This window comes from Bradyrhizobium centrosematis (assembly GCF_045571495.1).
Lineage (GTDB): Bacteria > Pseudomonadota > Alphaproteobacteria > Rhizobiales > Xanthobacteraceae > Bradyrhizobium > Bradyrhizobium centrosematis.
This window is the reverse complement of the sequence record NZ_CP120703.1, coordinates 4054348-4078251: the sequence shown is the minus strand read 5'-3', so window position 1 is coordinate 4078251 and position 23904 is coordinate 4054348. Positions and strand designations below refer to the sequence as shown.

The following is a 23904-nucleotide window of genomic DNA, read 5'->3' as shown; positions in this document are numbered from 1 at the left end:
AGCTGGCGGCGACGGTGATCATGGCAGGCCATATAGCGCGCCAATGGCACCTTGTCACCCCCCAATCGGCGACGCGGGCGACGAGGCGGGTCAGGTGTTGCTATTGCGCGCCGCCAGCGCCATGCCGATCAGGCTGGCGCCGCCGAACAGCAGGTTGATACCGACGAGGATGCCGATCGCCCATTCCGCCGAGCTCGGCAGGCCCGTGATCACCATGAACGAGATCGCGATGTCGAGGAGGCCCGAGATCAGCAGCCACGACCAGCGGCTGCTCAACTCGCGGCGGTGCTCCAGCGCGTACATAATGGTGGCGACGCCCTCGGCGAGGAAGTAGGCGCCAAGCACGATGGTGAGCGTCAGCACGGCCTGCATCGGCCGGGCGAGCAGCAGCATGCCGGCGAGCACGGCGAGCGCCGCCGAGACCAGCGACCACCAGAAGCCCGGCATGCTGCGCGCCCAATAGGTCACGATCAGCCCGCCTATGCCGCTGATCAGGAACATCCAGCCGAGGAAGATCGCAATCGCAAGGCTCGCGAGCGGCGGCAGGATCAGGGCGGCGAGGCCGAGCACGGCAAGCAGGATGCCTTCGAACAGGAAGGCCTTCCAATGCGCCTTGACCGTCCGGTTCATGACGGATTGCAGCCGTGAAAAATCCTCAGGCGATGTCATCGGCAGGCTCCAGATCGGGAGGGTCAGCGCTCAATCTAATCTAGGCGCGGTGCGCTCGCCATCCCGCAAGGCTCACCCGCCCCCGGGCGCCGAGGAAAAGCCCTCCGCGCTGGTGCGGATGCGGTTGCGGCCGAGAATGTAGATGGCCGTTGTGACAATCAGAAGTGCAAGGCCGAGCAGGATCGAGACGAAGCCGATCGGGATCAGGGCCAGCGTCAGATTGCGCTCGGGGTTGATGAGCCAGTGATGGATCGAGGTCAGCACGAAGGCGAGCCCGATGAAGCCGAAGCCGCCGCCGGCAAGCAGCAGCGCCCACATCCGGCGGAGCTGGCTGAGCCGCTCGCGCGCGACATCGGTCCGGGGGGCATGGTGGCGGGCGACGCGCCGGACCAGGCGGATCGCGAAGGCGATCGAGCTGAATCCGATCAACAGGCTCGCGGCGCCGAGCCAGATCCGCAGCGTCGGATCGAGGTCCGGCATGCGCTGGAGGGTGAGCAGGGGGAAATCGAAGGCCGAATGCAGCGCGAGCGGGCCGGCCAGCAACAGGAGGCGGCTGGAGAGCCGGGCCCAGTCGCGGTGGTGGCGGTTGGCGCCGAGCGCGGTGCCGGCGCGCGCGATCGTCAGGTAGGCGCCCGCGATGATGCCGAGCGCGCCGTGGAACGGCACGGTCAGCACGCTGCGCAAGGCGGCCAGCGAGCGCCACATCTCGGCGTGCTGAACCAGATAGGCCAGATTCTCGTAAGCGGCGAAGCCGAGGCCGACCGCGGCGCCGTAGACCACGGTGTCCATCGGATTGGCAAAGGTCCGTCGCTTGGTCGAGGAGACCAGGACGATGGCGATCACCTTGACCGCTTCCTCCGGCAGCGCGACGCCGAAGATCGAATGCATAGCCAGCGCCGCCCAGGGATCGTCTGGGGCTGCGACCATCTTGGCAAAGGGGGCCCGGGCAAGGCCGAGCAGGGAGATGCTGGCCGCCCCCAACAGGAAGGCGGTCCAGACCTGGGTGGGCGGGCCAGGGCGCTCTTCAGCGGCGATGACGAGCCACAGCATCAGCAGCGCCGGGGCGACGGCGGCAGTTCCGATGACGGTGGGCAACGCTTCAATCAGGTACATCGGCGCCGAAAATAGGTTCCCTTGGTCCGCTTATCTACATTCACCGATGCGACCATGTGTCATGTGCTCGCTATCGGCTCGCTTAACGAGCGCGGCAGCTTCCATTCATCGGTCTTCGCCCGCAAAGCTGTAGAGTACAAGCGCAATCAACGACATGATGGAGCCTGTTCGTCATCCGTGGTAACGGTCTCGCTGTCCGGCTCAAGATGCGATTGGCAAGTCAGATCAAGGGAATGCGCAGATTTTCTCGATTCACTGCGCAGCTGTCTCGGCATGTTCTGGCGAAGCGACGGGACGGCTTCTGCCGGGCAGCGCGTGCGCGACTGACCGGCTAATCGCGCTCCGTTGTGCGCCCAAGGGGCGGCGGCACGATCCGGCGCGTGCGCACCTGCTCCAGCTCCCAGAAGACGCGGACCAGACATGTGCCGAGACAGAGCACGATAAGCAACAGCAGGAAGGTTTGGTCGACGGCGGGGATGTGCATCATGGCGATGATAAAGCAACGGCCATGCCATGCGTTCCCGCAACGGCCGGCGCCTTCGCCGTCAATGGGTGGTGAACGGCGGCGGCGCGTCGGGGGCGATGTCGAAAGCGCCGAGATGGAATTCCTCGCCAGGGGACGCGTCGGACTCGACGGGTTGCGCCAGCAACGTGAAGGCGGCCCGGGGGTAGAGCTTCCAGATCTCGAGATCGCCGGCGGTGATGGTGAGCCAGCCGAACGTGTACATGTAGCGTCCGGGCTCGGTGACCCGGCCGACCCTGTCCCAGGTGATCTTGTTGACTGGCATCCGGTCCCCCGATCGCAAGTCCGCAAATGAAGTCCGGCGCGAGGCCCGGACCGACAAAAGCTGATCCCGCAATGGGGCCGCGATAGGGCAGCGATGCGGAGGCAAGACGGCCGGTCCGGCTCAGGCCGACTGCTGCAGCGGCGAGCGCACAACGAGGCGGACGAGGTCGTCCCGGGACTGCTTTTCGGCGAATTTGACCGCAAAGCCGTGGTCGAATTTGCGGATGACCCGCCCGACGCAGGCGCCGACGGCAAGCGCCGTTCCCACCGGTGGATCGTACTCGCAGGATATCGCGACCCCCGCAGTGGAGACGTCGATGATGAAGCAGGGATGGATGCTGCCGTCGGCGAGCGTCAGGACAGTGTGCGAGACCTGCGGGACGAAACGCGCGTCGCGCCGCAATTCCTTGATGCTGTCGTCCTTCTGCTTCTTTTCGAGCCAGGTGAGCTTTTCCGACATCCAGGCGCGCCGCGCCCGGGTCATGTCGAGCTCCATCAGGAAGCCTGATTTCAGCGTCGCGCTGATGGTGCACTGGAATTCGCCGAAATCCTGGAAGTAGGAGGTCAGGCGGTCACCGACCTTGCCGACAACGGGCACGTCCACGATCATGCGGAAGGGCGAGACGCGTTTGGTGCGGCAGGCAAAGCTGCGCAGCTTGCCCTCGCAATCGTACCAGCGCGACAGCGAGTAGCTGCCGTTCACGGTGAGGTCCACTGCACGCTGCCTGAGGAACTCTGCGACGGACATGAGCTGCCAATGATGTTCGGGGATCGCTTCCGTAGTTTCACGGTAGCGGTGAACTTCTAAGCAAATGATACTGTCGCTCAAAAGCGGGGGTAAATCTCCGGTTAATGCCGGCCTCGGTCGCGTCGCGAAAAGCGCGGCATAAGGTCCCGTTTTGCTGCGGGCCAGCTCACAACGTCGTCATTGAGGAAGCGGTGGGCGCAACCGCGCGACGCGATGTCTAATGAAATCCGACCGAACCAGAATGCGAAGCGCTTGACGATGTCTTCGCCGATCGTTGCGGGCTCGAGGCGGATACTGATCCCTGCCAGCGCGCTTTCAATGCGCCTGCCGTCGGTCAGAAAGACGAACGCGCCGAGATAGAGAGGAATGCGCGACGGGAAAAGCAGGGAGAGGATGCGGAATTAGGATCGCGTGGCCGCTGGCATCGCCGATCAGATCCCGGGCGCTCCGGTCTGACGGCACTGGCGCTCCCTAGCGGAATCGAACCGCTCTCTCCACCGTGAAAGGGTGGCGTCCTAACCGATAGACGAAGGGAGCAAACGCAGGGCCCCGCCGTTTTTGCCGGCACGGCCACTGGCCGGCCGAAGAGGGCCCGGCGGCTTGCAGCGGGCGAACGTATAGTGGCCTTTCTGCCTCCGGGCAAGCCGTTCGGGACCGGTCTTTTGCCCCCGGTGGACAGCGCCGGCCGGGGGATGATCAGGGGGCGATTTCAACGGTTTCTTAGGGTTCCCTGAGTAGCGCTGGAGCGGGAGATCTCTCGCCAATGCCACTGCCGAAAAAGCGCGCAGCCCGAAAGCTGCTGTCGCAGCACGCCTGGATCACGCTCGACGGCGGCTTCGCCGCGCGGCATTGCCTGGTCCAGGACATCTCCGACTCCGGCGCCAAGATCACGATGGACGAGGACGCGAGCCAGCTCCCGGGCGTGATCCGGCTCGCCTTCGCACGCGATGCGCGCACCGGGCGGAGCTGCCAGGTGGTGTGGCGCCGCGGCAAATCGGCCGGCATCAAGTTCATCTGATCGCGCGCGCGGGCCGCGCCCATTGGCATGCGATGCCCGTTTCGGGGTAGAACGCGGCCATGCCTACGAAGCTCTTCATCGTGATCCCGTTGCTCGCCACATCCGCCGCCGCCGCGGAGGCGCTGCGTCTGCCGCCTGCCGAGCGGCCCCAGGCGGGCACGACCGTGCCGCTGAAGGGCGCGGCCGGCAAGGCACGGGCGGGGTCCTGCACCACCTACGGCCCGCGCTTCGTCATGGTCGAGGGCACCGGGACCTGCGTGAAGATCGGCGGCTCGATCGGCATCGACACCACCGTCAGGCGCTGAAGGCCGATGCCGCCGGATCTGCTGCGCCTCGACCTCATCGTTCCCGTCTTGATGTATTGCGCGCTGCTGTGGTGGGTCGGCCGCGGCCTCAGCTGGACGGCACGGCTGGCGACCGCTGTGGTGACGCTGGTGCTGATCATCTGCGTGCTGCTGGTCGAGCGCGGCTGGCGCTAGGCCAAGAAACAAAAACGCGAAAACAACCCCATGCACCGTAGCGTCAAGTCAAAAAGTTGCCGCCGGAGGCGTGCGCCAAAACGCCGATTCCTCGTGCTCTCACCGCAGCCTAGGCGGCGCCGCCGGCTCACGACATCGGCGGTGCGACATATTGCGCAAATCCGGGCCGTTTGCCGAGCTCGGCGAGCCAGCGCGTCAGGTGCGGCTGCGCCGGCCGGCTGATGCCCTCGACCCCGAGCCAGCGCCGCGCATAGGCGCCGAGCGCGATGTCGGCGAGCGTGAACGCATCGCCCTCCATGAAGCGGCGCGAGGAGAGCAGGCGGTCGGCGATCGCCCAGACCTCTGCGGCGGCGTCGGCATCGCGCTGCACCTGGATCATGTCGCGCTCGGCGGGCGCCGTGCGCACGATGCCCCAGAACACCGGGCGGTCGACCGGCTGCACCGTCGACAGCGTCCAGTCGAGCCAGCGATCGATCGAGGCGCGTTGCTTCGGCGCTTCGGGATAGATCGGCGTGCCGTGGCCATGCGCGAGGCAGAGATAGCGCAGAATCGAATTGGATTCCCACAGCACGAAATCGCCCTCGACCAGGGTCGGGATCCGCGCATTGGGATTCATCGCCAGATACTCGGCCTCGCGCGTCCTGCCGTAGCTCATGCCGGCGTCGATGCGCTCGTAAGCGAGGCCGAGCTCGGTGAGGCACCACAGCACTTTCTGCACGTTGACCGAATTGGCGCGGCCCCAGATTGTCAGCTTGGCGTCGGGCATCAGGCGTCTCCCCGCGGTGTTGTCGCTTGTCGCGGGTGATAGCGGAATTTGCCGAAACGCGCGATGTGCGATTGCGGCGCGCCTCTCATGCAAAAAGCTCCGCACGCGGCGGAGCTTTCATTGCAACGTCGAACCTGTCGCTCAGCGGCCGAAGAACAGCCACAACAGAATGATCACCGGGATCGGCACGCCAAGCAGCCACAGCAGAATTCCGCGTCCCATAATTTCCTCCTCCAATCGCATTGTCGGAGGGTGAACGCGGGCGGTGAGGCCTTGTTCCAGCGGCTGGAGCCTACCAATGACCGGTGTTGGGCATCGACGCCCAGGGCTCCTGCGGCGGCTTCGGATCGCCCTTTTGGAGCAGCTCGATCGAGTGCAGGTCCGGCGAGCGGACGAAGGCCATGTTGCCGTCGCGCGGCGGCCGGTTGATGATGACGCCGGCCTTTTGCAGCTTCTCGCAGGTGGCGTAGATATCGTCGACCTCGTAGGCGAGATGGCCGAAGAAGCGATCCTCGCCGTACTTCTCCTCGTCCCAATTGTAGGTGAGCTCGACCAGCGGCGCCCCGCGCGTCGGCGGCTGCTTCTTCAGCGCTTCGAGGTCGTCCGCCGAGCACAAGAAGACCAGCGTGAACCGCCCCTTGTCGTTCTCGATCCGCCGCACCTCCTTCAAGCCCAGCGCATCCTGGTAGAACTTGAGCGCGACATCGAGATTGCGCACGCGCAGCATGGTGTGGAGGTATCGCATGTTTCTTTTTCCTTCTCAGAGCCTTGTAGGAATTTCCGCCCGTTTCGGCACGACGGCGCAACAAATAGCAGCAAAATCCGTCACGGTGCAGGGGGTGCGCGACAATTGCGTGCCGCCTTATGTCCTAGCGCTCTCAATTGCGTGAGGTTTTCCTGGACTCAAGAGATCTCATGCGGCTCGATTCCATCGCCATCCAATAGTTCGCCCAGCGGCGTGCTCTGCTTGCTTAACCCGAATTGGCAATGTCGCGCGTGATGTTCAGAACGCGAACCAAGCTAGCACCGCGATGACGGGGAGAACCGCCACACCGAAAAGCAACAAAGGTGCGGGTTCATTGCCTGTGCGATCACTCATGTCGATCTCCTGAAGAAAAGCCCTGCGGCGGCGCCGCCACAGGCTTTCAGCGCCGATATGCGGGGAAGCATGCCGGCACGGCTTTTCACTGAATTCCGGCTTGTCGAACTCGTTCCTGTGGCCGCTGCGGCGAGACCCTTACTGCGCCTATTTTCAGCCGTGTCTAAGTTCACGCCCTCGCGTGGAGAGGCAAATCCTGGTTCTTGGGCTTCGGCTTCCTGCTGGGCGCGTCCTCAAGCCGGGCTAAGCGCGGCCGTAGCCCGTAGGATGGGTTGAGCTCTTGCGAAACCCATCGCTCTTGCTGCTTACTCGCGGCATGCCCGCGGACTGTCGCACTCGTTCCTGAGGTGAGGGAGCGATGACGTTGAGATCGCATTGGAGGCTTCTTCATCGCCAATCTGGCGCAGCGGAAGCTGACGTTGCGGACGGGTTATGTCGGACGTACGGAGGGCGGCGATCGAGAAGAGATGGGTTTCGCAAGGGGCTCAACCCATCCTAAGCACCGCGCACACCCCCTACTTGCACTCAAAGCTCGCCGCGCTCTCCGGATCGCCTTGGCCCTTGTAGTGCGCATGTTGCGGATAGGCGCAAAGCGGCCGACTGCGGCCGGGAAAGGCTGGTCCCGTCGCGACCACCAGATCGGGCGCCTTGCCGTCTTCGACCCAGTTCACGACGGCGGTGAGCAAATCGAAACGATCGAGCGTGGCGCCGCTCGAGCAGTGGCCCATGCCTGGCACCAGGAAAGCCCGGCTCGATGTCTCCCGCACCAATTCCATGCCGCCGGAATCCGCCGCCATGCGCTCATAGTAATTCACGGTGTCGAGCGCCGAGAACCAGGGATCGCTGACACCGTGGTAAAACAGCAGCTTGCCGCCATGGCCGAAGTAGCTCGAAAGGTTGGTCCAGTAGGCGGTGTTGGTGAGGCGATCCATCCCGCTCGCGTTGACCCGGTCTTCGAGCTGATCGACGTTGATGCTTTCCCAAACAGGGGGGCCCACCGGACTGCGTGCGCCAGTGGTCAGGATGCCGGGAATGGCAACGCCTTCGGCTGCGACGCCGCTGTCCCACGGGAACGGCGGATAGACCTGCGCGCCGCGTGAATTCTTCGGTCCAGCGAAAGCTTTCTTCAAGGCGTCGACCTGCGGCGGCGCCAGGCAAGAATCCGTCTTGTTATCTGTCTTGTCGCCGTTGCAGGTGAGGACCGCGGGATCAAATTGACAGGCCTTGCTGTCGAAGATCAGGCCATCCTTGACGCCGTCCTTGGCGTCGCAGGCATCGAGGATCGCGTTCGCAATCAGCTTTCGCTCGCCTGCGGAAAAAGTCTTGGCGGGCTCCGGCTTGCCGGACGCATCTTTCGGCGCGATCTGGCTGAAGGCAGCGTTGGCCCAGGCGAGGCCGATGTTGGAATTGCCGGTGCGCATCGCAGGCGCGCCGGCGACGATGCCGTCGAATTGTTCGGGATAGCGCGCCGACGCCAGCATGCCTTCGCGGCCCCCGGTCGAGCACCCCGTGAAATAGGAACGTTTTGCGGGCTGGCCATAATAATGCGCGACGATCGCCTTGGCGGCCATCGTCACCTTGCCGAGCGATGCATTGGCGAAGTTGAGCGCGGCTTCCTGGTCCTTCAGGAACGAGGCATCGAACACCGCGCCCTGATGACCGCTATCGGTCGAGACCACGGCAAAGCCGCGCGCCAACGCCGGCACCTCGCCGGCCGCCTGGTAACCCAGCGGCGGCCGGATCGAGCCGTTCAAACCGCCGCCGCCCTGAAACAAAAACCGGCCGTTCCAGCGATCGGGCAGGGCAACGGCAAAGCCGATCGCGTAGGACTTGCCCTCGACCCCCACGCGCTGATCGATCACGCCATCCGCGCGGCAGTTCGGCGGCAGCGCCACCGATACGGTGGCCGGCGCCGGCGGCGACGGCTGCACGGTTCCCGGCGGCGCCTCCGGCACCATTTCGGCCTTGGTGACTGTTGCCGTCGATCCCGGCATTGTCCAGCCGGTCAAGTCAGCGCATTTGAGCGCAGGTGGTATGTTGGCTGAATCGTCGGCGCTTGCCGGCGAGATCGCAATGACCATGATGGCTGCGACTGGAGCCAGGCAAGCCATGGCACCATCAAGCGCCAGATTTCTCTTTCCCTGCATCGTTCTTCCCTGCCGTTTTTTGATTTTACTGTGGTGCACGCAGCTCACCCTGGCCCCGGACGATCTGGTGCACCGATACTGCAACTATCTTGTGTTATTCGGGAGGTGCAGTCCAGCGGCGCAAGCTTTCAACCGCTACCGGCCTTCGCGCTTGCCGATGACGCCGATCGAATAGGACGGCGAATGCTACGCCGCCTGCAGACGTCGGTTACAGCAAGGGCTCAACCCATCTTACGCACCGCATCACGTCCGAAGCAGGGCCGCCATCTCTTTCCAATGATAGATTCGAACCTTCTCCGTTTGGTGCCGCGCAGCTTTGGCGATGGCGTGCGCGATGTCGTTCCCGGTGAGGCCGCGATACCGGTCGGCCGGACCGACGAGCAGCGGATTGAGCACGCTCCATAACGCGATGATGAGGCGTTCACGCGGGCGGTCTTCGTCGCGCGCGCCGAGGATCATCGACGGGCGGAAAATATGCGTGTGCTCGAAATCGAGCGCGAGAATGTCCTGCTCCACCTCGCCCTTGGTCCTGAGATAGAACACGCTGGAAGCGGCGTTAGCGCCGACGGCCGTGACCAGAAACACCGACCGTGCGCCGTTCGCCCTGGCGATCTCGGCCGCGAGCAGCGGATAGTCATGATCGATCTTGTAGTACTCGGCCTCCTCAGGCGTGTGCTTGCGCGTCGTCCCCAGCGCAATGAAGATCTCGTCCGCAACCAATTGCGGCTTGAGTGCGGGCAGGGACGCGAGATCGCCGATCAGCACTGGGAGCTTCGGATGGCTCACCGTCAGCGGCTTGCGGGCCACCGCCACCACCCGCGAATAGTCCGGACTGTCCAACAGGTCGCGTAGCAGATGCGAGCCGATGAAGCCGGTTGCGCCGAAGACCAATGCGGTTTTCATTCAAGCCCGGTTTTGTGCTGATTGCGTGATCGCTTGTAGACACCGCGATGACCGGCTGATGAACCCCGCCAGAGGTGGCGCCGACCAAAGGCCATGGTCGCATTCCTTGCAGAGCTTTTGCTCGATCTCGTCAGAGCCCTCGTGGGCAGCTGGCTGAGACAGGCTGCGGTGGCCATCTGTGCGTGGCTCGATACGATGATTCACGGCCGCACTGCACGCATTGTCGTCGGCCTTCTTCTCGGGATCGCCGCCTTTTTCCTCGTGCCTGCGATCACCGGCTTGCTGGGTCTTTGATGCACTCCGTGCGGACCCAACTCGTCGTCGCATTGGCCGTGGGGGCCGCGGGCAGATTGGCTGGGCCCTGATAGCAGCTAGTGCGGGAGCGATTGTGCTATTGTGCGCGGCTAACCCCATCGACCGTGCCACTCCCTCACGCCGTCTCCTCGTCACCCTTCGCAACGATCTCGACTTCGAAATAGCCCATGTCGCGGAGCTCGGCGGCCTTTTTCTCGGCCGCTTCCCTTGTGTCTCTCTTCAAGATGATCTGGCCCGCTCCGTCGCGGGCACAAACGAAATAAGGCATTCTCGATTCCCAATTTCGTTTGCATACGCACGGAGCCGAGTTCCGGCAATCGGACGGCTCACTGCTCCAACCCGGCCTTTTGCCGCATCTTGTCGATCAGCTCCGAGGCTTCGGCCTTGGTCAGCTCGCCCTCGGGCGGGCTCTCGTGCGCCTGCTCGGCGAGGGTCTTGAGATAGGATTCCTGGGCTCCGGTCATCGGGTCGTCGCCGGAAACCCAGTCCTTCGGGTCCTTCTGGGTGTTGTCGGCCATTGCAAATCTCCTTTTCCGCTTTCCGTAGAACGTCGGACTCGACTCTTCGTTCCGTTTTTGTTCTCATGCTGTCATATCTAGAATTCGCGAGGCGGAACAATGCCGGACCTGGACTTTCTCAGGCGGGAAATCGAACGGATGCGCATCCAGATGGGCAGGCAGAGGAAGGAGATCCTCCAGCTGCAACGGGCGGGGATCGGCACAGCCTCGGCCGAAGCGCTGCTGTCGCGGATGGAGGCGAAGGTCGAGAGCCTGTGCGCGGAGCGCGACGCGTTGAAGGCAGCAGAGCCGCGCCAGACCAAGGGCAGGGTGCTCGGCGGGAGGACGTGGTGAGCAGGCGGTGGTTCGACGACGAGCGAGAGCTGTCGCCCTTCCTGACCGCGCTCGAGGACGTTCGTCGGCGGGCGACGCGGGAAGGCTGGTGCTATGCCCACGTCCAGGCCATCATCGTCGCCATCGACCAGTACGCGGAAGCCGCGACCGGCAACCGCGAGTATTTCCTGAACAAGCCGGTCTCGATCGGTGACAGCCGGAAGGCCGGGGATGTTCGGTGAGGGGCTGTCGGCTTTGCCGCCGAACCTCGGCGCTGCGCTGGGATCATGGATCCCGCGCGGGATCGTCAACCAGCTCCGGGACTAAGCGCGATGCGATCTAGATGAATCGTCAATCGCGCTTAAGCTTGTCGTTTGCGCATGATGTTTCCGGAACACCGCTTCGTACTTTGCGCTAACGCGGCCCTGCGGGTCCGGATCATGCTTTAGCCGTCATCGGAGGAGTGAGGCGGCCTAAACATGAGATGGCCGCGCCGTTCCATGGGAAGCGACGCGGCCAAAGGTAAGCTGTGCAGAAGGCGTGGCCTACTTCATGTTGCTGCGAGCCTTGGTGCCGCCCTGGTCGCTGCCCGGGTCGGAGCCGCCCTGACCGGAGGCATCGGGCCTCATCATTCCGCCCCTGCTCATGCCGTCATTGCTCATGCCGCAAAGCCAACGGGAGCGCGGAAGGCATGTTCCAGAGGAGGCGTTCAGGAGGACGATATTCGTAGAGCAGGTTCCAACGCGAGCGCAACGCGATGAGAATGAAGCGTCATCGCGCCGCGGGGCGTTGTGAGATCCGGCTTAGGCTTAGGCCGCCATCCGTTGTGCGACCGGGGCCGTCAGCAGCTTGAGCGCTTGTGCATGTTGCAGGTCGGGGACTGCAACGGCCGTATGACTGTAGAGTGCATGGCTCCGTGATCTTGCAATCTCGTCCAGGATCTGGCCGCCCTTGATGACGTGCAGGCCCATGCCCTCGGCGGTGGGGAAGATCGCCAGCACCACGTCATAGGCCGCGATGACGGCTCTGAGCGCTTCGGCCTTGTCTTCGGCGAGTTCAACGAAGACACGAACATCGGCTGCGAGTTCACGCAGCTCGTCAAAATCCAGCACTGTGGGGATACTCCAACGCAACGAGACTGCATGGAGCTTGGCGGCGTTGGGTTACTGAAGTGTCAACAAGCCGGCCGAAGACACAAGTTTCACGACGAGGTGACTCTAAAGCGCGATGAGATTCAGACCAATCATCATCGCGCTTTAGATTGTGCATGATTGTTCCGAAAATCGCTTCGCAGCTTGCGCTAACGCGGCCCTCCGGATCATGCTTTAGCGCTTTGCTTCGTCCTTGCGGAGCCGGGCCTCCGCCGCCTCGTCCATAAGATTCAAGGCGCGGCCATCGTAGCCCAGCTTGAACCCGCGCCCGACGATCCATGTCCACCCATCCCGGTCCTTGATGGCTTGCGCATTGAACTGCTCGGAGATCGATTGGACGGCAGCTTCCTGCGATCCCGGCTTGTTCAGTGTCGCGCTGACACGCCAGATCGGATGCCTCGCGTCGGCCGCGTCGCTCTCGACCAAGACCTTGGCGCCGTTGATGTCGCATTCGAGGGTGTACGAGCCGGGGCCCTGGCGGCAGAGATAATGGCGTTGACTGACGAGCTTGCTGGTCTCGTCAGATGTCATGCCGGGCGAGAAGCCGAAGATGTCGGACTTCTTGACGAGGGCGAGGGACGCCGGCTTCAGGAAGCTCGGCTGGATCGCAACGAGGGCTGCAACGGCAACGACGATCAAACCTGCGACGACGATAGCGACCTTCATGAGCTCCCCGCGAGAAACCTTGTCGCGGCTTATAGCAGCCGCGGGCGTTCTGCCAGGCACGCAAAAGCGAAAACCCCGCCTGGGGGAAGCGGGGCTCTCTGGTGGGTGAAGCTTAGGGACTTCGTTGATAAGACGCGCCAGCGGCGAAATGGTTCAAACGAAATTGCAAGCCCCTACAGCGTCTTTCACAGGAAGTCGGGAACCCGGCAGAACCCAAGCTTGCGTTTTCGGCCTCGATGGGTTCTAAGCCCCGTCACTTCATGGCCTCTGGCATGACATCAGCAGCGCGTCCCCCGCGCTTCAGGCCGCGGGCAAGCAGATGCTCGCGCGCACACAAGGAATTCAGACATGGCGAAGATGACGAAAACCCAATTGATTGATGCAATTGCCGAGGGCACGCAGCTTTCGAAGAACGACGTGAAGTCGGTGATCGAGTACATGGCGACGGTCGGCTACAAGGAGCTCAACGAGTCCGGCGAGTTCGTCATCCCCGGCTTCGTGAAGATGTCGGTCGTGAACAAGCCGGCGACCGAGGCCCGCATGGGCATCAATCCCTTCACCAAAGAGCCGATGCAGTTTGCGGCCAAGCCCGCGAGCAAGTCGGTGAAGGCCTCGCCGCTGAAGGTGGCCAAGGACGCCGTCTGACGCGCCAGCGACCTCGTTGCGGCTAACACCCTCGCAAGACGGCGCAACCATCAAGGGCTGAACACAAGGTGGTGCTCGGCAACCGCGATGCCGAACATCACCACGACGATCAGGACAAGCCACAGAGAGCTGCGGCCGGCCTGTCCGGGCGCGCTCTGCGGCTTTCCGCAAGCCGGGCAGACCGCAAGTCCGATCGGGATGTCGGTCTCACAGAACTCGCAGATCAATTGCTACCTCGAAGGCAAGGACGCGGTGCGCGTCTCGGCAACTGCCGCATCGCGCGGTGGGCAGCACCGTTTTGGCGGATCAATGCGACGAAGCGAAAGTTCGTTCCCGAGCGCCACGACTGCGCCGGCCGCGAGCTGCGGCGATGAAAAACCCCGCGCTTTCGCACGGGGCTCTTCTGGCCGGCGGCGTTGGGATTTCAGCGCCTGGCCGCCAGCCGTAGTGCTAACTTAAAGTTGAAAATCCAAAAAGCAACAGCGCCGCGGTGACGGAGTATGATCGTCGATCGCGGCGCTGCCATATGACTGGGCGCTGAAATCCCCAGCTTCCATGGGTGCGCGCTGCGCCGAAAAGGTTCAACGACGTGCAAGGGAAATTGCGCGCGAGGGGCTGGACTTTTTGTTCTCATTTTGTTCTAGTGAGCCTGCCTTGGTGGATCGCTTGGGAGGTGACTCATGACCGTCGAAAAACAGCGCGAAGTGATCAGGCTGTGGAACGAGCTCAGGAAGCTGGAGGGCCCGGCCGCAGAAGAGCTCCGCATTCAGATCCTGGAATGCTTCTCGAAAGAGGAGAAAGCGAAACGGGCGGCTTGATTCGTGTTGGCGGACGCGACACGCGATCCGCCACCGGCAAGCGCGGCCTCCGTCAGGTGGTCCGCGCTTGATGGGACCTTGCAGCGTGCGCGGAGGCGACAACATGCCGACCTGGAGTTCGCCCTGGCAGGTGTCGTGGTACCCCGCGAACATTCGCTCCTGATGGCTCGTATACGAACATGTGGGAACGAAAATGTGCCGTCGGCGTTCGGCCTGCATGACGTGCCCCCGATGCGCCAAGCCGATGATGGCGAATTCCGCCAACAGTTTTCGATGCGAACCTTGCCGCGAGATCGTGATCGTGTTTGCGGGCGTCTCGAAGTTCCTACCGTCGATGATTATGCCGACGCCGGCGATGAGCCCCGCCGCAACAGACATCACCTCGCACGCTTTCATCGATCGTTAGGAATCGCTTCGCGCTGATTTTCGCGACTCCGATTCGTTCTTCGAGAACGAAATGGAGTCGGATGCAGAACAAGCTGGGTCCGCTCGGCGGTGCTGCGATCACGCGTGTCAGAACGAGACAGCGTGAGGTCTCGCACAGTCACCTTCGCGTCTCCTTCGTAAGAAGTGAGGCGAGGGAGAGCGACATGGACGCGTCCTGGTCTCACGTCGAGATCGCAAAAGTGTTCGGCATCCGCGCTTGCGCAAAGGCAGGCCTTCGGTGCCGCAATGCCCCGCCGGCCTCGACGGCTCCTGATGCACCTCTTCCGATGTGCCGTCGTCTGATGCGCCATGATCGGATCGTCGTGCGTGCGACCTGCACGTTTTGTTAAGAGCTGCTCCGCGCCGATTTCTTCGATTCCGATTCGTTCTTCGAGAACGAAATGGTGTCGAAGCTGGAACAAAGCCGGTCGGCAAAGCCGCGAGCCGTCGCAGCCGGGCTCGGCGCGATAGAGACAGCGGCTCGCCGCGGTGGGAGGCGCTCGGCAAACTCCTAACGATCCTTTGCCCGAAAGCCGATAACCCTATTCGGTTAGGTTAAAAGCCCAATCGCGTTGCACCTGCCGCTGCGTGGAGTAGGTGTCTGGCAAAGACAAGCAAGAAACGACTTTGCCAAGAAGCAATTTGTCATGACCCCTTTTTCACAGCCGTCCTTTTTTCAGGGCGACCGGCACACCTACCGGCGTGTCGCCATCGTCGGCACGCTGTTCTGTGTCACGTTCGTGCTGATCAGCTTTTCGCTGCGGTCGCAGGTCGAGGATAGCCGCGTTTTGGTCAAGGCCGACCGGCTGGTGCGTACGGCAGGCCAGCCGGCGCGCGCCAATTAGCGCTGGTCGCGGCAGATCCTGTCGTCGGCCTGCGCCTGCGGGCCCGCGGTGCCGCGCGAGGCGAGCACCACGAAACCGGCATAGCCGGACAGGTTAAGCAGGACTTCGAGCCAAGCGGGCATGTCGGCCTCTTTTTCTGCGAAGAAGGATTCAACGTCCGCGCGCAATCCTGGTTCCCTGCGCCCGCGGAGGATCTCAGACCGGGGAGGAGGGGTCGAGCCGGCGGCCGAGGGTGGCGACGGATTCGCTCGACGGCTGCTCTTTCAGGAACTCGGCGATGGCCTGTGCCAACTCGCGGTCACTCATCGGTGTCGGCGGCGGGTGCAGCGTGCCGACACCGAAGCTACGCACGATCTCGTCGTAATGCTGATCATTGGATCTGGGAACCAATTTACGAATACGGGCCAGCAAAGCGGATAACGGCAAACCTTCCTCCTCGATCGTCGCCCCGCTGGCAGTCATTGTGCTCTGCTGCCATTTGCTCCCGTGAAACTGAAAAACCCCGCCAGCATCGCGGAGATGCTGACGGGGTCTTCGTGCCGTTGCCTCAACCCGGATGGCGGAGGCTCCCGCACTTGAAGAACCAATGCGCAGCCGGTGATTTCGTTCCGGCTGCATCGGCTTTTTTACCGCCGGCAGTTCCGCACCCTGCGCGCAACTATCGCGGACGCTCGTCGTTGTCTCTGCAAGACGCGAAGGAGGAGAGCATGAAGAAGACACTGGCAGTTCTCGCCACCGTCGCAGCCGTCGGTGTGACCGCGGTCGCGGCCCCTGCGCCTGCCGAGGCACGCGGGCGTGGCATCGGCCCGGGACTCGCATTTGGCCTCGCCGCCGGCGCGATCACCGCGGGCGCGGTCGCTGCGTCCCACCCCTACGGCTATTACGGACCCCGCTACGGCTATTATGACGGCCCCGACTATTACTACGGGCCGGGCCCTTACGCCTATTACGGCGGACCGTACTACCGGCACCACCACTACTGGAGCCATTGGTAACGACCGCCTGACAAGCGAAAAGCCCGGAGCGATGCTCCGGGCTTTTTTCACGCGCATTCATCAGGCGCGTCTTACGGCCAAAGCGAGGGCCGTTCGACCTTGCGGGCGTTCTCCAACGTCGACACGAAATACTCTTCGCGCTCGCGCTTAAATTTTTCCTGCGTGGCACGGAAGGCGGCGACACGGGCGGCGATCTCGTCGCGCTCACGGGCTTTGCGTTCTTCGTCTTCGGTCATGGCCATCCCCTCGAGTCTACTGGTGAACTCAAGCACTGCCGCCGCATCGTCTTGAGTCGCATTCACATATCCATTGATGCTCCCGAATGGGGCGTCAATGGGGAGGAGGCATTGCAGGATTGTGATATGCGAGGGTCGGAAGAAATTGCCGAGCGCATCGCGTGAGCGCTTGATAACTGCGTCAACAATCTTGCCGCTTGCGTATGTTGCTGCAACGGCAGATCGAATCGGGAGGCCGCAATTGATTGCATCGAATCTTCAGAGCGGCGTTGAACAGCTCGGTAACATGATCGCCGAAGCGCGGGTGATCGTCCCGTTCACCGGCGCCGGCATCTCGACCGAGTGCGGCATTCCCGACTTCCGCTCGCCGGGCGGAATTTGGACGCGCTATCGTCCGATCGAGTTCGGCGAATTTGTCGCAAGCCAGGAGGCGCGGGAGGAATCCTGGCGTCGCCGTTTTGCGATGGACGAGGTCTTCGCGGCGGCGAAGCCCGGCCGCGGCCATCGCGCGCTGGCCTCGCTCTACCGCGCCGGCAAGGTTCCCGCCGTCATCACCCAGAACATCGATAATCTGCACCAGGCCTCCGGCTTCGCCGCCGAGCACGTGATTGAACTGCACGGCAATACAACTTACGCGCGCTGCATCGGATGCGGGCAGGTTTATTCCCTCGACTGGGTGAAGCGCCGCTTCGAGGATGACGGTGCGCCGAATTGCACCGCCTGCGACGAGCCGGTGAAGACCGCCACGATCTCGTTCGGGCAGATGATGCCGGATGATGAAATGCAGCGCGCGACCGCACTGTCGCGCGCCTGCGATCTCTTCATCGCGATCGGTTCCTCGCTTGTGGTCTGGCCGGCGGCGGGCTTTCCGATGATGGCAAAGAACGCCGGTGCACGTTTGGTGATCATCAATCGCGAGCCGACCGAGCAGGACGACATTGCCGATCTCGTCATCCACCACGATATCGGCGAAGCGCTCGGGCCCTTTGTCGGCAATTGAGGCATCAATTTGATTCGCGGCTGTGCAAGCTGTTCATAGGTTCCGGCGAATCTCTTTTTTATCTATGCCTCGCAACCGGGAGTGTTATCTTTTGAGTCGAAAGATTCGCGTCGCGTCCAGTTGAGAAGGTTCTCGAAAGACGCGTGATTCGACGCCGCTGCTGAGGCGGGTCGCATGACAGTGTGGGGTCCGGGGTTATGGGGTCGTCGGACGGATTTGAGTCCAAGAAGCTCGGGGTTCCCGGGCAGGGAGTATCGCCCGGGCGGATGACGCCGGGCGAGCACGGCGGTGCCGGTCGGGAAAGCGGGCTCAATCCCTTCAGCGGGTTGGGTGAGGCGAGCGCCAATCTCGTTGAAGTCCACGGCGTCATCAAATGGTTCGATGCCTCCAAAGGCTACGGCTTCATCGTTCCGGACAATGGCTGGCCCGACGTGCTGCTGCACGTCACCGTGCTGAGGCGCGACGGCTTCCAGACCGCTTACGAGGGCGCCCGCATCGTCGTCGAGTGCATCCAGCGCGCCAAGGGTTACCAGGCGTTCCGTGTGGTCTCGATGGACGAGTCGACCGCGATCCATCCGGCCCAGATGCTGCCGCCGCGTACCCATGTCACGGTCACCCCGACCAGCGGGCTGGAACGGGCCCAAGTCAAATGGTTCAACCGGCTGCGCGGCTTCGGCTTCCTGACCTGCGGCGAGGGCACGCCCGACATCTTCGTGCACATGGAGACGCTGCGCCGCTTCGGCATGACCGAGCTCCGCCCCGGTCAGTATGTCCTGGTCCGCTTCGGGCCCGGCTCCAAAGGCATGATGGCGGCCGAGATTCATCCCGAGACCGGATCGCCGGGATTGCAATCGCACTAAGGCATGATCCGGAAAGTTGCGAAGCGGTTTTCCGGAAAGACACGCGAGCTTTCAATTCCCGCAATCGTGAGCAATTGAGGCGCTCCGGCCGGCCGGGGCGTCTCTGGCTTTTCCGGCGATCGCCGGTTAAGGACTCGTTCCAGTCCCACGCCTCGAGTGTTTCCCATGAATCCTGATCGAAAGGCCGTCTGGTCCGCCCTGAAAGGCTGGCTTGCCGCCATCCTCGTCATCCTCGGCTGTGCCGTGGCCAGCGCCCCCGCCGGCGCCGCCAGCTTCCAGCCGCTGGAGATCGTCACCAAGAACGGGGTGCAGGTGTTCTCGGTGGAGATGGCGACGACCGAGGAGGAGAAGCAGACCGGCCTGATGTACCGCAAGGAGCTGGCGGACGGCAAAGGCATGCTGTTCGACTTCAGTCCCGAGCAGGAGGTGTCGATGTGGATGAAGAACACCTATGTCTCGCTTGACATGATCTTCATCGGCGCCAACGGCCGCATCCTGCGCATCGCCGAGAACACCGAGCCGCTGTCGACCAAGATCATCTCATCCAGGGGCCCCGCCCGGGCCGTGCTGGAGGTGGTGGCGGGAACGGCTCAAAAATACGGCATCCGTCCCGGCGACCGCGTCGGCCACCCCCTGTTCGGCAGCAAATAGGCCGGGCGGGCACTTGGATCTGGGCGCCTTACCGGCGCCTGGAAGCTTGCTGGCGCCCTGGGAAGCGTGTATCGACGGGGCTCGCCGGACATTCGGGGTATAGCGCAGCCTGGTAGCGCGGCAGTTTTGGGTACTGCAGGTCGTTGGTTCGAATCCAGCTGCCCCGACCAGTCCCGAGGTCAGTCTCCTTCATTCTTCTCGTGATCTCGGCGTGCGGCCCGACCGTCTGTTGCAGAAGCATGGACATTGCGTCCGGGAGTCCAGGCGAGATCTTACGATCCCTACCCGGGGCTTCGGGCAGTAGCAGGCATGTTGAAATATCCGAGGGCGCAAATCCTGCGCCTGCTTCGCCCGCTCGCTGCGTTGAAGGAGAGGGCGAGCAACTGCTGCTGCGCCCGCCATTCCTGCAGGCGAGGTCCTCATGTCGATCAGTGCGATTGCTTCTACCGGCGCAGCCGTGACCGCTTCCGCATCGACTGCGACGACGGCGTCATCCGCGGCATCATCGACGACGGCGGCCTCCGCGACGTCGGAGACGTCATCCTCGCAATCGGCGGGTGGGAGCGGGGGATCGGGCGGCAGCTCAGCCAAGACCATCGTCAGCGAGGTCTCCATCACCATCGACGGCGTCACCACCACGACGATCACCTATTCCGACGGCACCACGGAGGTGCAGACCTCGGCGAGTGAACAGGGGAGTCAGTCGGGACAGACCTACAACGCGCAAGGCGCGCTTCAGGCCAATGGCCAGGCGGCGTCCGGCACCGGCACGGTGTCTGAGTAAATCCGATCGGAATGCCCGCGGCTTCGTCGAACCTTTGGACGCCGCCATAGACATAATCAGTGTTGGGGATTTCAGCGCCCAATGTCTAAACGGACGCCGCCAAGCGATAATATTCCGCTTGCGCGGCGTTGCGTTTTTCAGGCGTCATTCCTGTCAGATCCGGCTCAACAGCCGGACGCGTGCCAGCCCGGCGGAAACGGGACGAATGGCCAGGCCATCTGGTTGTCATTGGCGGCTTTCGGCAGCTCTTGCGCCGGGGTCCCCGCGACTGGCGCAGGCGGCGTCGATCGCAGCGCCAGGCGCAGACGTGCAAATTGCAGATTCATGGTGGTCGCCCTGACGATCTTCTCGAAATTCAGTTAGAAAATTGAACGTCGGCTCAATCAATAATCCCGCGCCCAACATGGTGCGGTCATTCTCAAATCACGCACCCAGTCTAGATAAACCGGCGCCAGCTTTCAACCGCTCGCGGGCCGTCAGCCGCGGGGAGTAAGGTTGATGGGTTAGGTTAAGGATGAGCGGTTGTTGCGGCCGCCGCGGCGATCATGATCAGATCGATTCATGTCTTTCGACCGCAACTTCCGAACTGCCGGTCCGCAATCGAGCTGGAGCGAGATCTGGCACCTCTGGACCGTGATCGTGCCCCGCCGCTCGATCAACGGGCAGCTCGTCTACGGCAAGGTCTGGCGCCGCCATGACGGCCGCGATTGGATCTACAAGAAATTCACCGAGTTTGATGGCGAGGAAGTGGCCTGACGCGCGATCAGTCGAAAACGAAGACTCGTCGCGCCTGAGCTAGAGGCCGTGTGTGGCCCTGGCCCGCGTTGCCGTTTCCGCGGCCTATCCCCGTGCCTGCACGCGCGGCAGCGGCAGCTTGAAGTGACGTTTCGCATAGGCGACGATTTCGGCGTCCGAGGGATGATCGGCCGCTTCCACCGCGGCAATCCGCTTGGCGATCTCGGGCGCGTTCGCGCGAATGTAATTGGCAAGTTCCGTCTTCGCGCTCGCCGGACCGATGATGAGGATCTCACCGGCCTCGGCGATGGCTTTGCTCACGTCGGCGTAGAACGCCTTGTCAGGGGCGGCATGGCCGCTGCCGATCGCGTTGGCCTTGTGATGAAGATGACGCGTCGCAAGTTGCGGATGCAACGTGATTTCGTCAGAGCCGCTCAGGCCGAGATGGAAGATCCTGGCCTGCGAATGGTCGATCCATACCACGGCGTGAAAATGAGAGGGCATGTGCTTGAGCCTTGTCCGAGGGGAGGCCGCCGAGATCAGTGCCGCGGCGCGTGTCGTGACGACATTATGCCGACCGGCACCGCCCCTGGTTGACCCAGGTCAATCGAGCTCGGCTCGAGCCGTCAGGGCGACCGACGGCTCGCTTTCCGAATGGGGCACCCCGAACGGCAGGCGTTCGCGGCTCAGGCTGCCTTCGCCGCGCTTGCTGCCGGCTTAGCCGGCGGCGGCTTCAGCGGCTTGTCCTGCTTCTTCGACCACGAGATGTAATAGGCCACCGTCGTCATGATCGCGATGCCGGCGACGCTGACGAAGATCTGCGCGAGCAGCGAGCCCGAGCTCATCGACAGCTCGAAATGGCCGACGAAGGACAGGAACACACCGACGCAGAACACCGCGAGCGACTGCTGGCCGCAGACGATCAGGGGATCGAACACCTTCCATTCGAGCCCGGGCCATTCCTTCGGCACGAAGCGGATCACCAGGATCACGATCACGACGAAATGGATGAAGCGGTAGGGGGCGAGGTTGGTCTTGTCGTTCGGGTTGAACGCCGAGAACAGCCATTCCGGGAACAAGCCGCCGAAGGCGGGGAAGCGGCCGGCCATGGTCATCACCAACGCGAACAGCAGATAGCCGAAGCAGAGCCACAGCGTGATCGGCGAATTGATCAGCGTCATCGAGCGCCGCGCGCCGCCCATCGCACACCAGGCGCCGAACACGAACAGCACCTGCCAGCAATAGGGGTTGAAGTACCACTGGCCGGCCGGATAGGCGTTCAGATTCCAGCCGAAGTGGCGCGCCGCCAGCCACAGCACGATCGCCAGCACCATGGTCAGGTCGGGCTTGCGCAGCATGAACCACAGCACCGGTGGGAACAGGCCCATCAGCACGATGTAGAGCGGCAGCACGTCGAGATTGAGCGGCTTGAAGCGCAGGAACAGGCCCTGGCGCAGCGTCTCGGTGGCGTTGTCGACGAGACCCGCGACGTTGAACTCGTTGATCATCTCGGAGTCGCCGAAGCGCAGCGCCAGATAGCTGATCGAGGCGATGTAGATCACGAACAGGATGATGTGGGCGACGTAGAGCTGCCAGACCCGCTTGGTCAGCCGGGTGGCGCCGACGATGAAGCCGCGCTCCAGCATCATGCGGGCATAGACGAACGAGGCGGTATAGCCGGAGATGAAGACGAACAGGTCGGCGGCGTCGGAAAAGCCGTAATTCCGCGTCGTGATCCAGTTCACGACGTTGTCGGGGATGTGGTCGAGGAAGATCGCCCAGTTCGCGACACCGCGAAACAGGTCAAGCCGGAGGTCGCGGCCTTTTTCGGGGAGCGTGGCGTTGATGTTCAGGAATGCCATGCGAAGGGAGCTCTCGAAGGGGACGGACAGGCTGAGGTCGGGGAGGCAGTGCCGCCGGGCGGGATCCCGGCGCGGAAGGCGGGTACGCAATTGTCACGGTGCAGCATAATGACTATACCGTCGCAGAGGCTACGGGCGGCCGGAATCACCATCAGTTCCCAACCGGTGTCTCTATACTATCCCTGAGGTTTGCACCAACTGCCACCCTGCCGCATCGAAATCGAACGAAAGACGCAAACGAGGCCTGGACCACCCATGACCGCACGCATTTTCAAGCCCGCCAAGAACGCGATGCAATCCGGCCGGTCCAAGACCAAGGAATGGCAACTCGATTACGAGCCGGAGCAGCCGCGTTCGGTCGAGCCGCTGATGGGCTGGACCTCGTCCGGTGACATGAAGCAGCAGATCACGCTCCGTTTCCACTCCAAGGAAGAGGCGATCGCCTATTGCGAGCGCAAGGGCATCGCCTACCAGGTCATCGAGCCCCAGGATTCGATCCGCCGCCCGGTCGCCTACGCCGACAATTTCTCATTCCGGCGCGGTGAGCCCTGGACGCATTAAGGGGCCATCTTCATCGGACGTGTTGTCATGCCCGGGCCTGTCCCGGGCATCGGCGTTTTCGGGTGGCCCGAGCACGGGCTGCGTGGTTCGAGACGCCCCCGCTTTGGCCGGCTCCTCACCATTGGGGTTTGATATCTTGCCGTCAGACCTGACCTCATCCTGAGGGCGGCCTGAAGGCGGGCGTCTCGAAGGACGGGCCGCAGGCAAGCTTTCTGCCGAGCTCTTCTAGCCTTGGCAGCGATTTCCCGCCGTGCTTCGCTTCCCGCATGACACGATCATGACGAGGTGAGGGGATGGCGGGGCGTGACCAGCTCGACGGCGTCGATCTGAAGATACTTTCAGAGCTGCAGCTGGACGGACGGGTGCGCAACAACGAGCTGGCGTTGCGCGTCGGCGTGTCCGCGCCGAACTGCCTGCGGCGGCTGAAATCGCTGTTCAGCCGCGGGGTGATCCGGGCTGTGCGGGCGGTCCTCGACGAGCGGCGGCTCGGTTATGAAGTGGTCTCCTTCGTCTCGATCCAGCTCGGCAGCCAGGCGCAGCCGGTGCTGGAAGCGTTCGAGAGCTCGATCGCTGCGATCCCGCGCATCCAGCAATGCTGGCGGATTTCAGGCGATACCGACTATCTCCTGAAGTGTGTGGCGCCGAGCGTCGGGAGCATGCGCCAGCAGCTGCTGCATTTCGCGGCCATGCCTGACGTGAGGAACGTCCGCAGCTTCCCGGTGCTGGGTGTCGCGAAGGACGTGCCGCTGCCGTTGCAGGAGGTCGCAGCGGCGGCGCCGGCGGGATAGGGAAACC

Annotated in this window: 37 protein-coding genes, 2 tRNA genes and 1 pseudogene; 19 read left to right on the top strand and 21 right to left on the bottom strand. The window is 63.2% G+C overall.

Annotation, left to right across the window (positions count from 1 at the left end; genetic code table 11):
• Positions 1-90: 90 nt before the first annotated feature.
• The 5 genes from P6U31_RS19650 to P6U31_RS19630 form a co-directional block, all read right to left on the bottom strand.
• Positions 91-669, bottom strand: a complete 579-nt coding sequence (locus tag P6U31_RS19650) for an HdeD family acid-resistance protein (RefSeq protein WP_407183320.1) — start codon at positions 667-669, stop codon at positions 91-93.
• Positions 670-741: 72 nt separating this feature from the next.
• On the bottom strand, positions 742-1782 hold the full coding sequence (locus tag P6U31_RS19645) for a PrsW family glutamic-type intramembrane protease (protein WP_407183319.1): 1041 nt from the start codon (positions 1780-1782) through the stop codon (positions 742-744).
• A 545-nt stretch (positions 1783-2327) separates the two neighbouring features.
• Positions 2328-2570 (bottom strand): hypothetical protein, encoded by a 243-nt coding sequence (locus tag P6U31_RS19640; RefSeq protein ID WP_407183318.1) that lies wholly within the window; start codon positions 2568-2570, stop codon positions 2328-2330.
• A 120-nt stretch (positions 2571-2690) separates the two neighbouring features.
• The gene (locus P6U31_RS19635) at positions 2691-3317 is read right to left on the bottom strand and encodes a PilZ domain-containing protein (RefSeq protein ID WP_407183317.1); all 627 of its coding nucleotides are present in this window, start codon (positions 3315-3317) and stop codon (positions 2691-2693) included.
• Between the two features lie 462 nt (positions 3318-3779).
• Positions 3780-3854 (bottom strand) — tRNA-Glu (locus tag P6U31_RS19630).
• A 226-nt stretch (positions 3855-4080) separates the two neighbouring features.
• Between P6U31_RS19630 and P6U31_RS19625 the strand changes: the two genes are divergently transcribed.
• The 3 genes from P6U31_RS19625 to P6U31_RS19615 are packed head-to-tail and all read left to right on the top strand — an operon-like array spanning position 4081 to position 4814.
• Entirely contained in the window at positions 4081-4335 is a 255-nt protein-coding gene (locus P6U31_RS19625) for a PilZ domain-containing protein (RefSeq protein WP_407183316.1), read from the top strand.
• Between the two features lie 59 nt (positions 4336-4394).
• Positions 4395-4640 (top strand): hypothetical protein, encoded by a 246-nt coding sequence (locus P6U31_RS19620; protein ID WP_407183315.1) that lies wholly within the window; start codon positions 4395-4397, stop codon positions 4638-4640.
• A 6-nt stretch (positions 4641-4646) separates the two neighbouring features.
• The gene (locus tag P6U31_RS19615; RefSeq protein ID WP_407183314.1) at positions 4647-4814 is read left to right on the top strand and encodes a hypothetical protein; all 168 of its coding nucleotides are present in this window, start codon (positions 4647-4649) and stop codon (positions 4812-4814) included.
• A 127-nt stretch (positions 4815-4941) separates the two neighbouring features.
• Here the strand turns inward: P6U31_RS19615 and P6U31_RS19610 are convergent, their stop codons facing one another.
• Positions 4942-5580 carry a glutathione S-transferase family protein gene (locus P6U31_RS19610; protein ID WP_407183313.1) on the bottom strand — a complete coding sequence of 213 codons (639 nt, stop codon included), beginning with the start codon at positions 5578-5580 and terminating at the stop codon, positions 4942-4944.
• A 292-nt stretch (positions 5581-5872) separates the two neighbouring features.
• Positions 5873-6325, bottom strand: coding sequence for a VOC family protein (locus P6U31_RS19605; protein ID WP_407183312.1), 453 nt, complete (start codon positions 6323-6325; stop codon positions 5873-5875).
• Here P6U31_RS19605 and P6U31_RS19600 point away from each other — a divergent pair.
• On the top strand, positions 6324-6470 hold the full coding sequence (locus tag P6U31_RS19600; RefSeq protein ID WP_407183311.1) for a hypothetical protein: 147 nt from the start codon (positions 6324-6326) through the stop codon (positions 6468-6470). The genes P6U31_RS19605 and P6U31_RS19600 overlap by 2 nt on opposite strands.
• Before the next feature lie 724 nt (positions 6471-7194).
• On the opposite strand, the gene P6U31_RS19595 is transcribed toward P6U31_RS19600, so the two are convergent.
• The 3 genes and pseudogenes from P6U31_RS19595 to P6U31_RS19585 all read right to left on the bottom strand — a co-directional run bounded on the left by P6U31_RS19595 (position 7195) and on the right by P6U31_RS19585 (position 9729).
• Positions 7195-7611: a tannase/feruloyl esterase family alpha/beta hydrolase gene (locus P6U31_RS19595; protein ID WP_407189891.1), complete on the bottom strand. Its 417-nt coding sequence runs from the start codon at positions 7609-7611 to the stop codon at positions 7195-7197.
• A 168-nt stretch (positions 7612-7779) separates the two neighbouring features.
• Positions 7780-8637, bottom strand: a pseudogene (locus P6U31_RS19590) (tannase/feruloyl esterase family alpha/beta hydrolase); the annotation flags it as partial.
• Positions 8638-9069: 432 nt separating this feature from the next.
• The gene (locus P6U31_RS19585; RefSeq protein WP_407183310.1) at positions 9070-9729 is read right to left on the bottom strand and encodes an oxidoreductase; all 660 of its coding nucleotides are present in this window, start codon (positions 9727-9729) and stop codon (positions 9070-9072) included.
• Positions 9730-9822: 93 nt separating this feature from the next.
• Here P6U31_RS19585 and P6U31_RS19580 point away from each other — a divergent pair, with 93 nt between their 5' ends.
• Positions 9823-10023 carry a hypothetical protein gene (locus P6U31_RS19580; RefSeq protein ID WP_407183309.1) on the top strand — a complete coding sequence of 67 codons (201 nt, stop codon included), beginning with the start codon at positions 9823-9825 and terminating at the stop codon, positions 10021-10023.
• A 136-nt stretch (positions 10024-10159) separates the two neighbouring features.
• Here the strand turns inward: P6U31_RS19580 and P6U31_RS19575 are convergent, their stop codons facing one another.
• Together P6U31_RS19575 and P6U31_RS19570 are read right to left on the bottom strand one after the other, a co-directional pair.
• The gene (locus P6U31_RS19575) at positions 10160-10312 is read right to left on the bottom strand and encodes a hypothetical protein (RefSeq protein ID WP_157783960.1); all 153 of its coding nucleotides are present in this window, start codon (positions 10310-10312) and stop codon (positions 10160-10162) included.
• 58 nt (positions 10313-10370) lie between these two features.
• A complete protein-coding gene (locus tag P6U31_RS19570; protein WP_407183308.1) occupies positions 10371-10562 on the bottom strand; it encodes a DUF3072 domain-containing protein in 192 nt (63 codons plus the stop codon).
• A 99-nt stretch (positions 10563-10661) separates the two neighbouring features.
• Between P6U31_RS19570 and P6U31_RS19565 the strand changes: the two genes are divergently transcribed.
• Together P6U31_RS19565 and P6U31_RS19560 are read left to right on the top strand one after the other, a co-directional pair.
• Positions 10662-10895 (top strand): hypothetical protein, encoded by a 234-nt coding sequence (locus P6U31_RS19565; protein ID WP_407183307.1) that lies wholly within the window; start codon positions 10662-10664, stop codon positions 10893-10895.
• Complete coding sequence (locus tag P6U31_RS19560) at positions 10892-11116, top strand: hypothetical protein (protein ID WP_407183306.1); 225 nt, start codon at positions 10892-10894, stop codon at positions 11114-11116. Before P6U31_RS19565 ends, P6U31_RS19560 begins: the two co-directional genes overlap by 4 nt.
• Before the next feature lie 567 nt (positions 11117-11683).
• Here P6U31_RS19560 and P6U31_RS19555 read toward each other — a convergent pair.
• Positions 11684-11986, bottom strand: coding sequence for a hypothetical protein (locus P6U31_RS19555; protein ID WP_407183305.1), 303 nt, complete (start codon positions 11984-11986; stop codon positions 11684-11686).
• A 213-nt stretch (positions 11987-12199) separates the two neighbouring features.
• Positions 12200-12691: a hypothetical protein gene (locus P6U31_RS19550; protein WP_407183304.1), complete on the bottom strand. Its 492-nt coding sequence runs from the start codon at positions 12689-12691 to the stop codon at positions 12200-12202.
• Between the two features lie 348 nt (positions 12692-13039).
• Between P6U31_RS19550 and P6U31_RS19545 the strand changes: the two genes are divergently transcribed.
• A complete protein-coding gene (locus P6U31_RS19545) occupies positions 13040-13336 on the top strand; it encodes an HU family DNA-binding protein (RefSeq protein ID WP_008558895.1) in 297 nt (98 codons plus the stop codon).
• 50 nt (positions 13337-13386) lie between these two features.
• Here P6U31_RS19545 and P6U31_RS19540 read toward each other — a convergent pair whose 3' ends face one another.
• Entirely contained in the window at positions 13387-13563 is a 177-nt protein-coding gene (locus tag P6U31_RS19540) for a hypothetical protein (RefSeq protein WP_407183303.1), read from the bottom strand.
• Positions 13564-14016: 453 nt separating this feature from the next.
• Between P6U31_RS19540 and P6U31_RS19535 the strand changes: the two genes are divergently transcribed.
• A complete protein-coding gene (locus P6U31_RS19535) occupies positions 14017-14154 on the top strand; it encodes a hypothetical protein (RefSeq protein WP_407183302.1) in 138 nt (45 codons plus the stop codon).
• 1073 nt (positions 14155-15227) lie between these two features.
• A complete protein-coding gene (locus P6U31_RS19530) occupies positions 15228-15425 on the top strand; it encodes a hypothetical protein (protein WP_407183301.1) in 198 nt (65 codons plus the stop codon).
• Here the strand turns inward: P6U31_RS19530 and P6U31_RS19525 are convergent.
• Both P6U31_RS19525 and P6U31_RS19520 read right to left on the bottom strand, forming a co-directional pair.
• Positions 15422-15547 (bottom strand): hypothetical protein, encoded by a 126-nt coding sequence (locus P6U31_RS19525; RefSeq protein WP_407183299.1) that lies wholly within the window; start codon positions 15545-15547, stop codon positions 15422-15424. The genes P6U31_RS19530 and P6U31_RS19525 overlap by 4 nt on opposite strands.
• Positions 15548-15620: 73 nt before the next feature.
• The gene (locus P6U31_RS19520) at positions 15621-15887 is read right to left on the bottom strand and encodes a hypothetical protein (RefSeq protein ID WP_407183298.1); all 267 of its coding nucleotides are present in this window, start codon (positions 15885-15887) and stop codon (positions 15621-15623) included.
• Between the two features lie 245 nt (positions 15888-16132).
• Between P6U31_RS19520 and P6U31_RS19515 the strand changes: the two genes are divergently transcribed.
• Positions 16133-16420, top strand: coding sequence for a hypothetical protein (locus P6U31_RS19515; RefSeq protein WP_407183297.1), 288 nt, complete (start codon positions 16133-16135; stop codon positions 16418-16420).
• Between the two features lie 71 nt (positions 16421-16491).
• Here P6U31_RS19515 and P6U31_RS19510 read toward each other — a convergent pair whose 3' ends face one another.
• On the bottom strand, positions 16492-16656 hold the full coding sequence (locus P6U31_RS19510; protein ID WP_162832225.1) for a hypothetical protein: 165 nt from the start codon (positions 16654-16656) through the stop codon (positions 16492-16494).
• Between the two features lie 241 nt (positions 16657-16897).
• Here P6U31_RS19510 and P6U31_RS19505 point away from each other — a divergent pair, with 241 nt between their 5' ends.
• The 5 genes from P6U31_RS19505 to P6U31_RS19485 all read left to right on the top strand — a co-directional run bounded on the left by P6U31_RS19505 (position 16898) and on the right by P6U31_RS19485 (position 19951).
• Positions 16898-17656: an SIR2 family NAD-dependent protein deacylase gene (locus P6U31_RS19505; RefSeq protein ID WP_407183296.1), complete on the top strand. Its 759-nt coding sequence runs from the start codon at positions 16898-16900 to the stop codon at positions 17654-17656.
• Positions 17657-17853: 197 nt separating this feature from the next.
• Positions 17854-18516 (top strand): cold-shock protein, encoded by a 663-nt coding sequence (locus P6U31_RS19500; protein ID WP_407183295.1) that lies wholly within the window; start codon positions 17854-17856, stop codon positions 18514-18516.
• Between the two features lie 165 nt (positions 18517-18681).
• A complete protein-coding gene (locus P6U31_RS19495; RefSeq protein WP_407183294.1) occupies positions 18682-19167 on the top strand; it encodes a DUF192 domain-containing protein in 486 nt (161 codons plus the stop codon).
• A 93-nt stretch (positions 19168-19260) separates the two neighbouring features.
• Positions 19261-19337 (top strand) — tRNA-Pro (locus tag P6U31_RS19490).
• Between the two features lie 251 nt (positions 19338-19588).
• Positions 19589-19951 carry a hypothetical protein gene (locus tag P6U31_RS19485; protein ID WP_407183293.1) on the top strand — a complete coding sequence of 121 codons (363 nt, stop codon included), beginning with the start codon at positions 19589-19591 and terminating at the stop codon, positions 19949-19951.
• A gap of 164 nt (positions 19952-20115) precedes the next feature.
• On the opposite strand, the gene P6U31_RS19480 is transcribed toward P6U31_RS19485, so the two are convergent.
• Positions 20116-20277: a hypothetical protein gene (locus P6U31_RS19480; protein WP_407183292.1), complete on the bottom strand. Its 162-nt coding sequence runs from the start codon at positions 20275-20277 to the stop codon at positions 20116-20118.
• Between the two features lie 235 nt (positions 20278-20512).
• Between P6U31_RS19480 and P6U31_RS19475 the strand changes: the two genes are divergently transcribed.
• A complete protein-coding gene (locus P6U31_RS19475) occupies positions 20513-20707 on the top strand; it encodes a hypothetical protein (RefSeq protein ID WP_128925567.1) in 195 nt (64 codons plus the stop codon).
• Positions 20708-20791: 84 nt separating this feature from the next.
• Here the strand turns inward: P6U31_RS19475 and P6U31_RS19470 are convergent, their stop codons facing one another.
• Both P6U31_RS19470 and P6U31_RS19465 read right to left on the bottom strand, forming a co-directional pair.
• Positions 20792-21190, bottom strand: coding sequence for a translational machinery protein (locus P6U31_RS19470; RefSeq protein WP_407183291.1), 399 nt, complete (start codon positions 21188-21190; stop codon positions 20792-20794).
• 182 nt (positions 21191-21372) lie between these two features.
• Positions 21373-22548 (bottom strand): OpgC domain-containing protein, encoded by a 1176-nt coding sequence (locus P6U31_RS19465; protein WP_407183290.1) that lies wholly within the window; start codon positions 22546-22548, stop codon positions 21373-21375.
• Between the two features lie 255 nt (positions 22549-22803).
• Between P6U31_RS19465 and P6U31_RS19460 the strand changes: the two genes are divergently transcribed.
• Positions 22804-23109 (top strand): ETC complex I subunit, encoded by a 306-nt coding sequence (locus P6U31_RS19460; protein WP_247527477.1) that lies wholly within the window; start codon positions 22804-22806, stop codon positions 23107-23109.
• 293 nt (positions 23110-23402) lie between these two features.
• Positions 23403-23897, top strand: coding sequence for an Lrp/AsnC family transcriptional regulator (locus P6U31_RS19455; RefSeq protein WP_407183289.1), 495 nt, complete (start codon positions 23403-23405; stop codon positions 23895-23897).
• Positions 23898-23904: the final 7 nt, after the last annotated feature.

Bases quoted from the DNA above. Each gene is read 5' to 3' on its own strand.
- P6U31_RS19495 (WP_407183294.1), top strand. From the start codon at position 18,682: ATGAATCCTGATCGAAAGGCCGTCTGGTCCGCCCTGAAAGGCTGGCTT.
- P6U31_RS19620 (WP_407183315.1), top strand. From the start codon at position 4,395: ATGCCTACGAAGCTCTTCATCGTGATCCCGTTGCTCGCCACATCCGCC.
- P6U31_RS19645 (WP_407183319.1), bottom strand. From the start codon at position 1,782: ATGTACCTGATTGAAGCGTTGCCCACCGTCATCGGAACTGCCGCCGTC.
- P6U31_RS19460 (WP_247527477.1), top strand. From the start codon at position 22,804: ATGACCGCACGCATTTTCAAGCCCGCCAAGAACGCGATGCAATCCGGC.
- P6U31_RS19520 (WP_407183298.1), bottom strand. From the start codon at position 15,887: ATGACTGCCAGCGGGGCGACGATCGAGGAGGAAGGTTTGCCGTTATCC.
- P6U31_RS19570 (WP_407183308.1), bottom strand. From the start codon at position 10,562: ATGGCCGACAACACCCAGAAGGACCCGAAGGACTGGGTTTCCGGCGAC.
- P6U31_RS19480 (WP_407183292.1), bottom strand. From the start codon at position 20,277: ATGAATCTGCAATTTGCACGTCTGCGCCTGGCGCTGCGATCGACGCCG.
- P6U31_RS19510 (WP_162832225.1), bottom strand. From the start codon at position 16,656: ATGACCGAAGACGAAGAACGCAAAGCCCGTGAGCGCGACGAGATCGCC.
- P6U31_RS19615 (WP_407183314.1), top strand. From the start codon at position 4,647: ATGCCGCCGGATCTGCTGCGCCTCGACCTCATCGTTCCCGTCTTGATG.
- P6U31_RS19625 (WP_407183316.1), top strand. From the start codon at position 4,081: ATGCCACTGCCGAAAAAGCGCGCAGCCCGAAAGCTGCTGTCGCAGCAC.
- P6U31_RS19485 (WP_407183293.1), top strand. From the start codon at position 19,589: ATGTCGATCAGTGCGATTGCTTCTACCGGCGCAGCCGTGACCGCTTCC.
- P6U31_RS19650 (WP_407183320.1), bottom strand. From the start codon at position 669: ATGACATCGCCTGAGGATTTTTCACGGCTGCAATCCGTCATGAACCGG.
- P6U31_RS19475 (WP_128925567.1), top strand. From the start codon at position 20,513: ATGTCTTTCGACCGCAACTTCCGAACTGCCGGTCCGCAATCGAGCTGG.
- P6U31_RS19635 (WP_407183317.1), bottom strand. From the start codon at position 3,317: ATGTCCGTCGCAGAGTTCCTCAGGCAGCGTGCAGTGGACCTCACCGTG.
- P6U31_RS19535 (WP_407183302.1), top strand. From the start codon at position 14,017: ATGACCGTCGAAAAACAGCGCGAAGTGATCAGGCTGTGGAACGAGCTC.
- P6U31_RS19550 (WP_407183304.1), bottom strand. From the start codon at position 12,691: ATGAAGGTCGCTATCGTCGTCGCAGGTTTGATCGTCGTTGCCGTTGCA.
- P6U31_RS19600 (WP_407183311.1), top strand. From the start codon at position 6,324: ATGTTTCTTTTTCCTTCTCAGAGCCTTGTAGGAATTTCCGCCCGTTTC.
- P6U31_RS19605 (WP_407183312.1), bottom strand. From the start codon at position 6,325: ATGCGATACCTCCACACCATGCTGCGCGTGCGCAATCTCGATGTCGCG.
- P6U31_RS19585 (WP_407183310.1), bottom strand. From the start codon at position 9,729: ATGAAAACCGCATTGGTCTTCGGCGCAACCGGCTTCATCGGCTCGCAT.
- P6U31_RS19455 (WP_407183289.1), top strand. From the start codon at position 23,403: ATGGCGGGGCGTGACCAGCTCGACGGCGTCGATCTGAAGATACTTTCA.
- P6U31_RS19545 (WP_008558895.1), top strand. From the start codon at position 13,040: ATGGCGAAGATGACGAAAACCCAATTGATTGATGCAATTGCCGAGGGC.
- P6U31_RS19470 (WP_407183291.1), bottom strand. From the start codon at position 21,190: ATGCCCTCTCATTTTCACGCCGTGGTATGGATCGACCATTCGCAGGCC.
- P6U31_RS19610 (WP_407183313.1), bottom strand. From the start codon at position 5,580: ATGCCCGACGCCAAGCTGACAATCTGGGGCCGCGCCAATTCGGTCAAC.
- P6U31_RS19500 (WP_407183295.1), top strand. From the start codon at position 17,854: ATGGGGTCGTCGGACGGATTTGAGTCCAAGAAGCTCGGGGTTCCCGGG.
- P6U31_RS19580 (WP_407183309.1), top strand. From the start codon at position 9,823: ATGGTCGCATTCCTTGCAGAGCTTTTGCTCGATCTCGTCAGAGCCCTC.
- P6U31_RS19565 (WP_407183307.1), top strand. From the start codon at position 10,662: ATGCCGGACCTGGACTTTCTCAGGCGGGAAATCGAACGGATGCGCATC.
- P6U31_RS19515 (WP_407183297.1), top strand. From the start codon at position 16,133: ATGAAGAAGACACTGGCAGTTCTCGCCACCGTCGCAGCCGTCGGTGTG.
- P6U31_RS19595 (WP_407189891.1), bottom strand. From the start codon at position 7,611: ATGGATCGCCTCACCAACACCGCCTACTGGACCAACCTTTCGAGCTAC.
- P6U31_RS19575 (WP_157783960.1), bottom strand. From the start codon at position 10,312: ATGCCTTATTTCGTTTGTGCCCGCGACGGAGCGGGCCAGATCATCTTG.
- P6U31_RS19525 (WP_407183299.1), bottom strand. From the start codon at position 15,547: ATGCCCGCTTGGCTCGAAGTCCTGCTTAACCTGTCCGGCTATGCCGGT.
- P6U31_RS19530 (WP_407183301.1), top strand. From the start codon at position 15,228: ATGACCCCTTTTTCACAGCCGTCCTTTTTTCAGGGCGACCGGCACACC.
- P6U31_RS19465 (WP_407183290.1), bottom strand. From the start codon at position 22,548: ATGGCATTCCTGAACATCAACGCCACGCTCCCCGAAAAAGGCCGCGAC.
- P6U31_RS19640 (WP_407183318.1), bottom strand. From the start codon at position 2,570: ATGCCAGTCAACAAGATCACCTGGGACAGGGTCGGCCGGGTCACCGAG.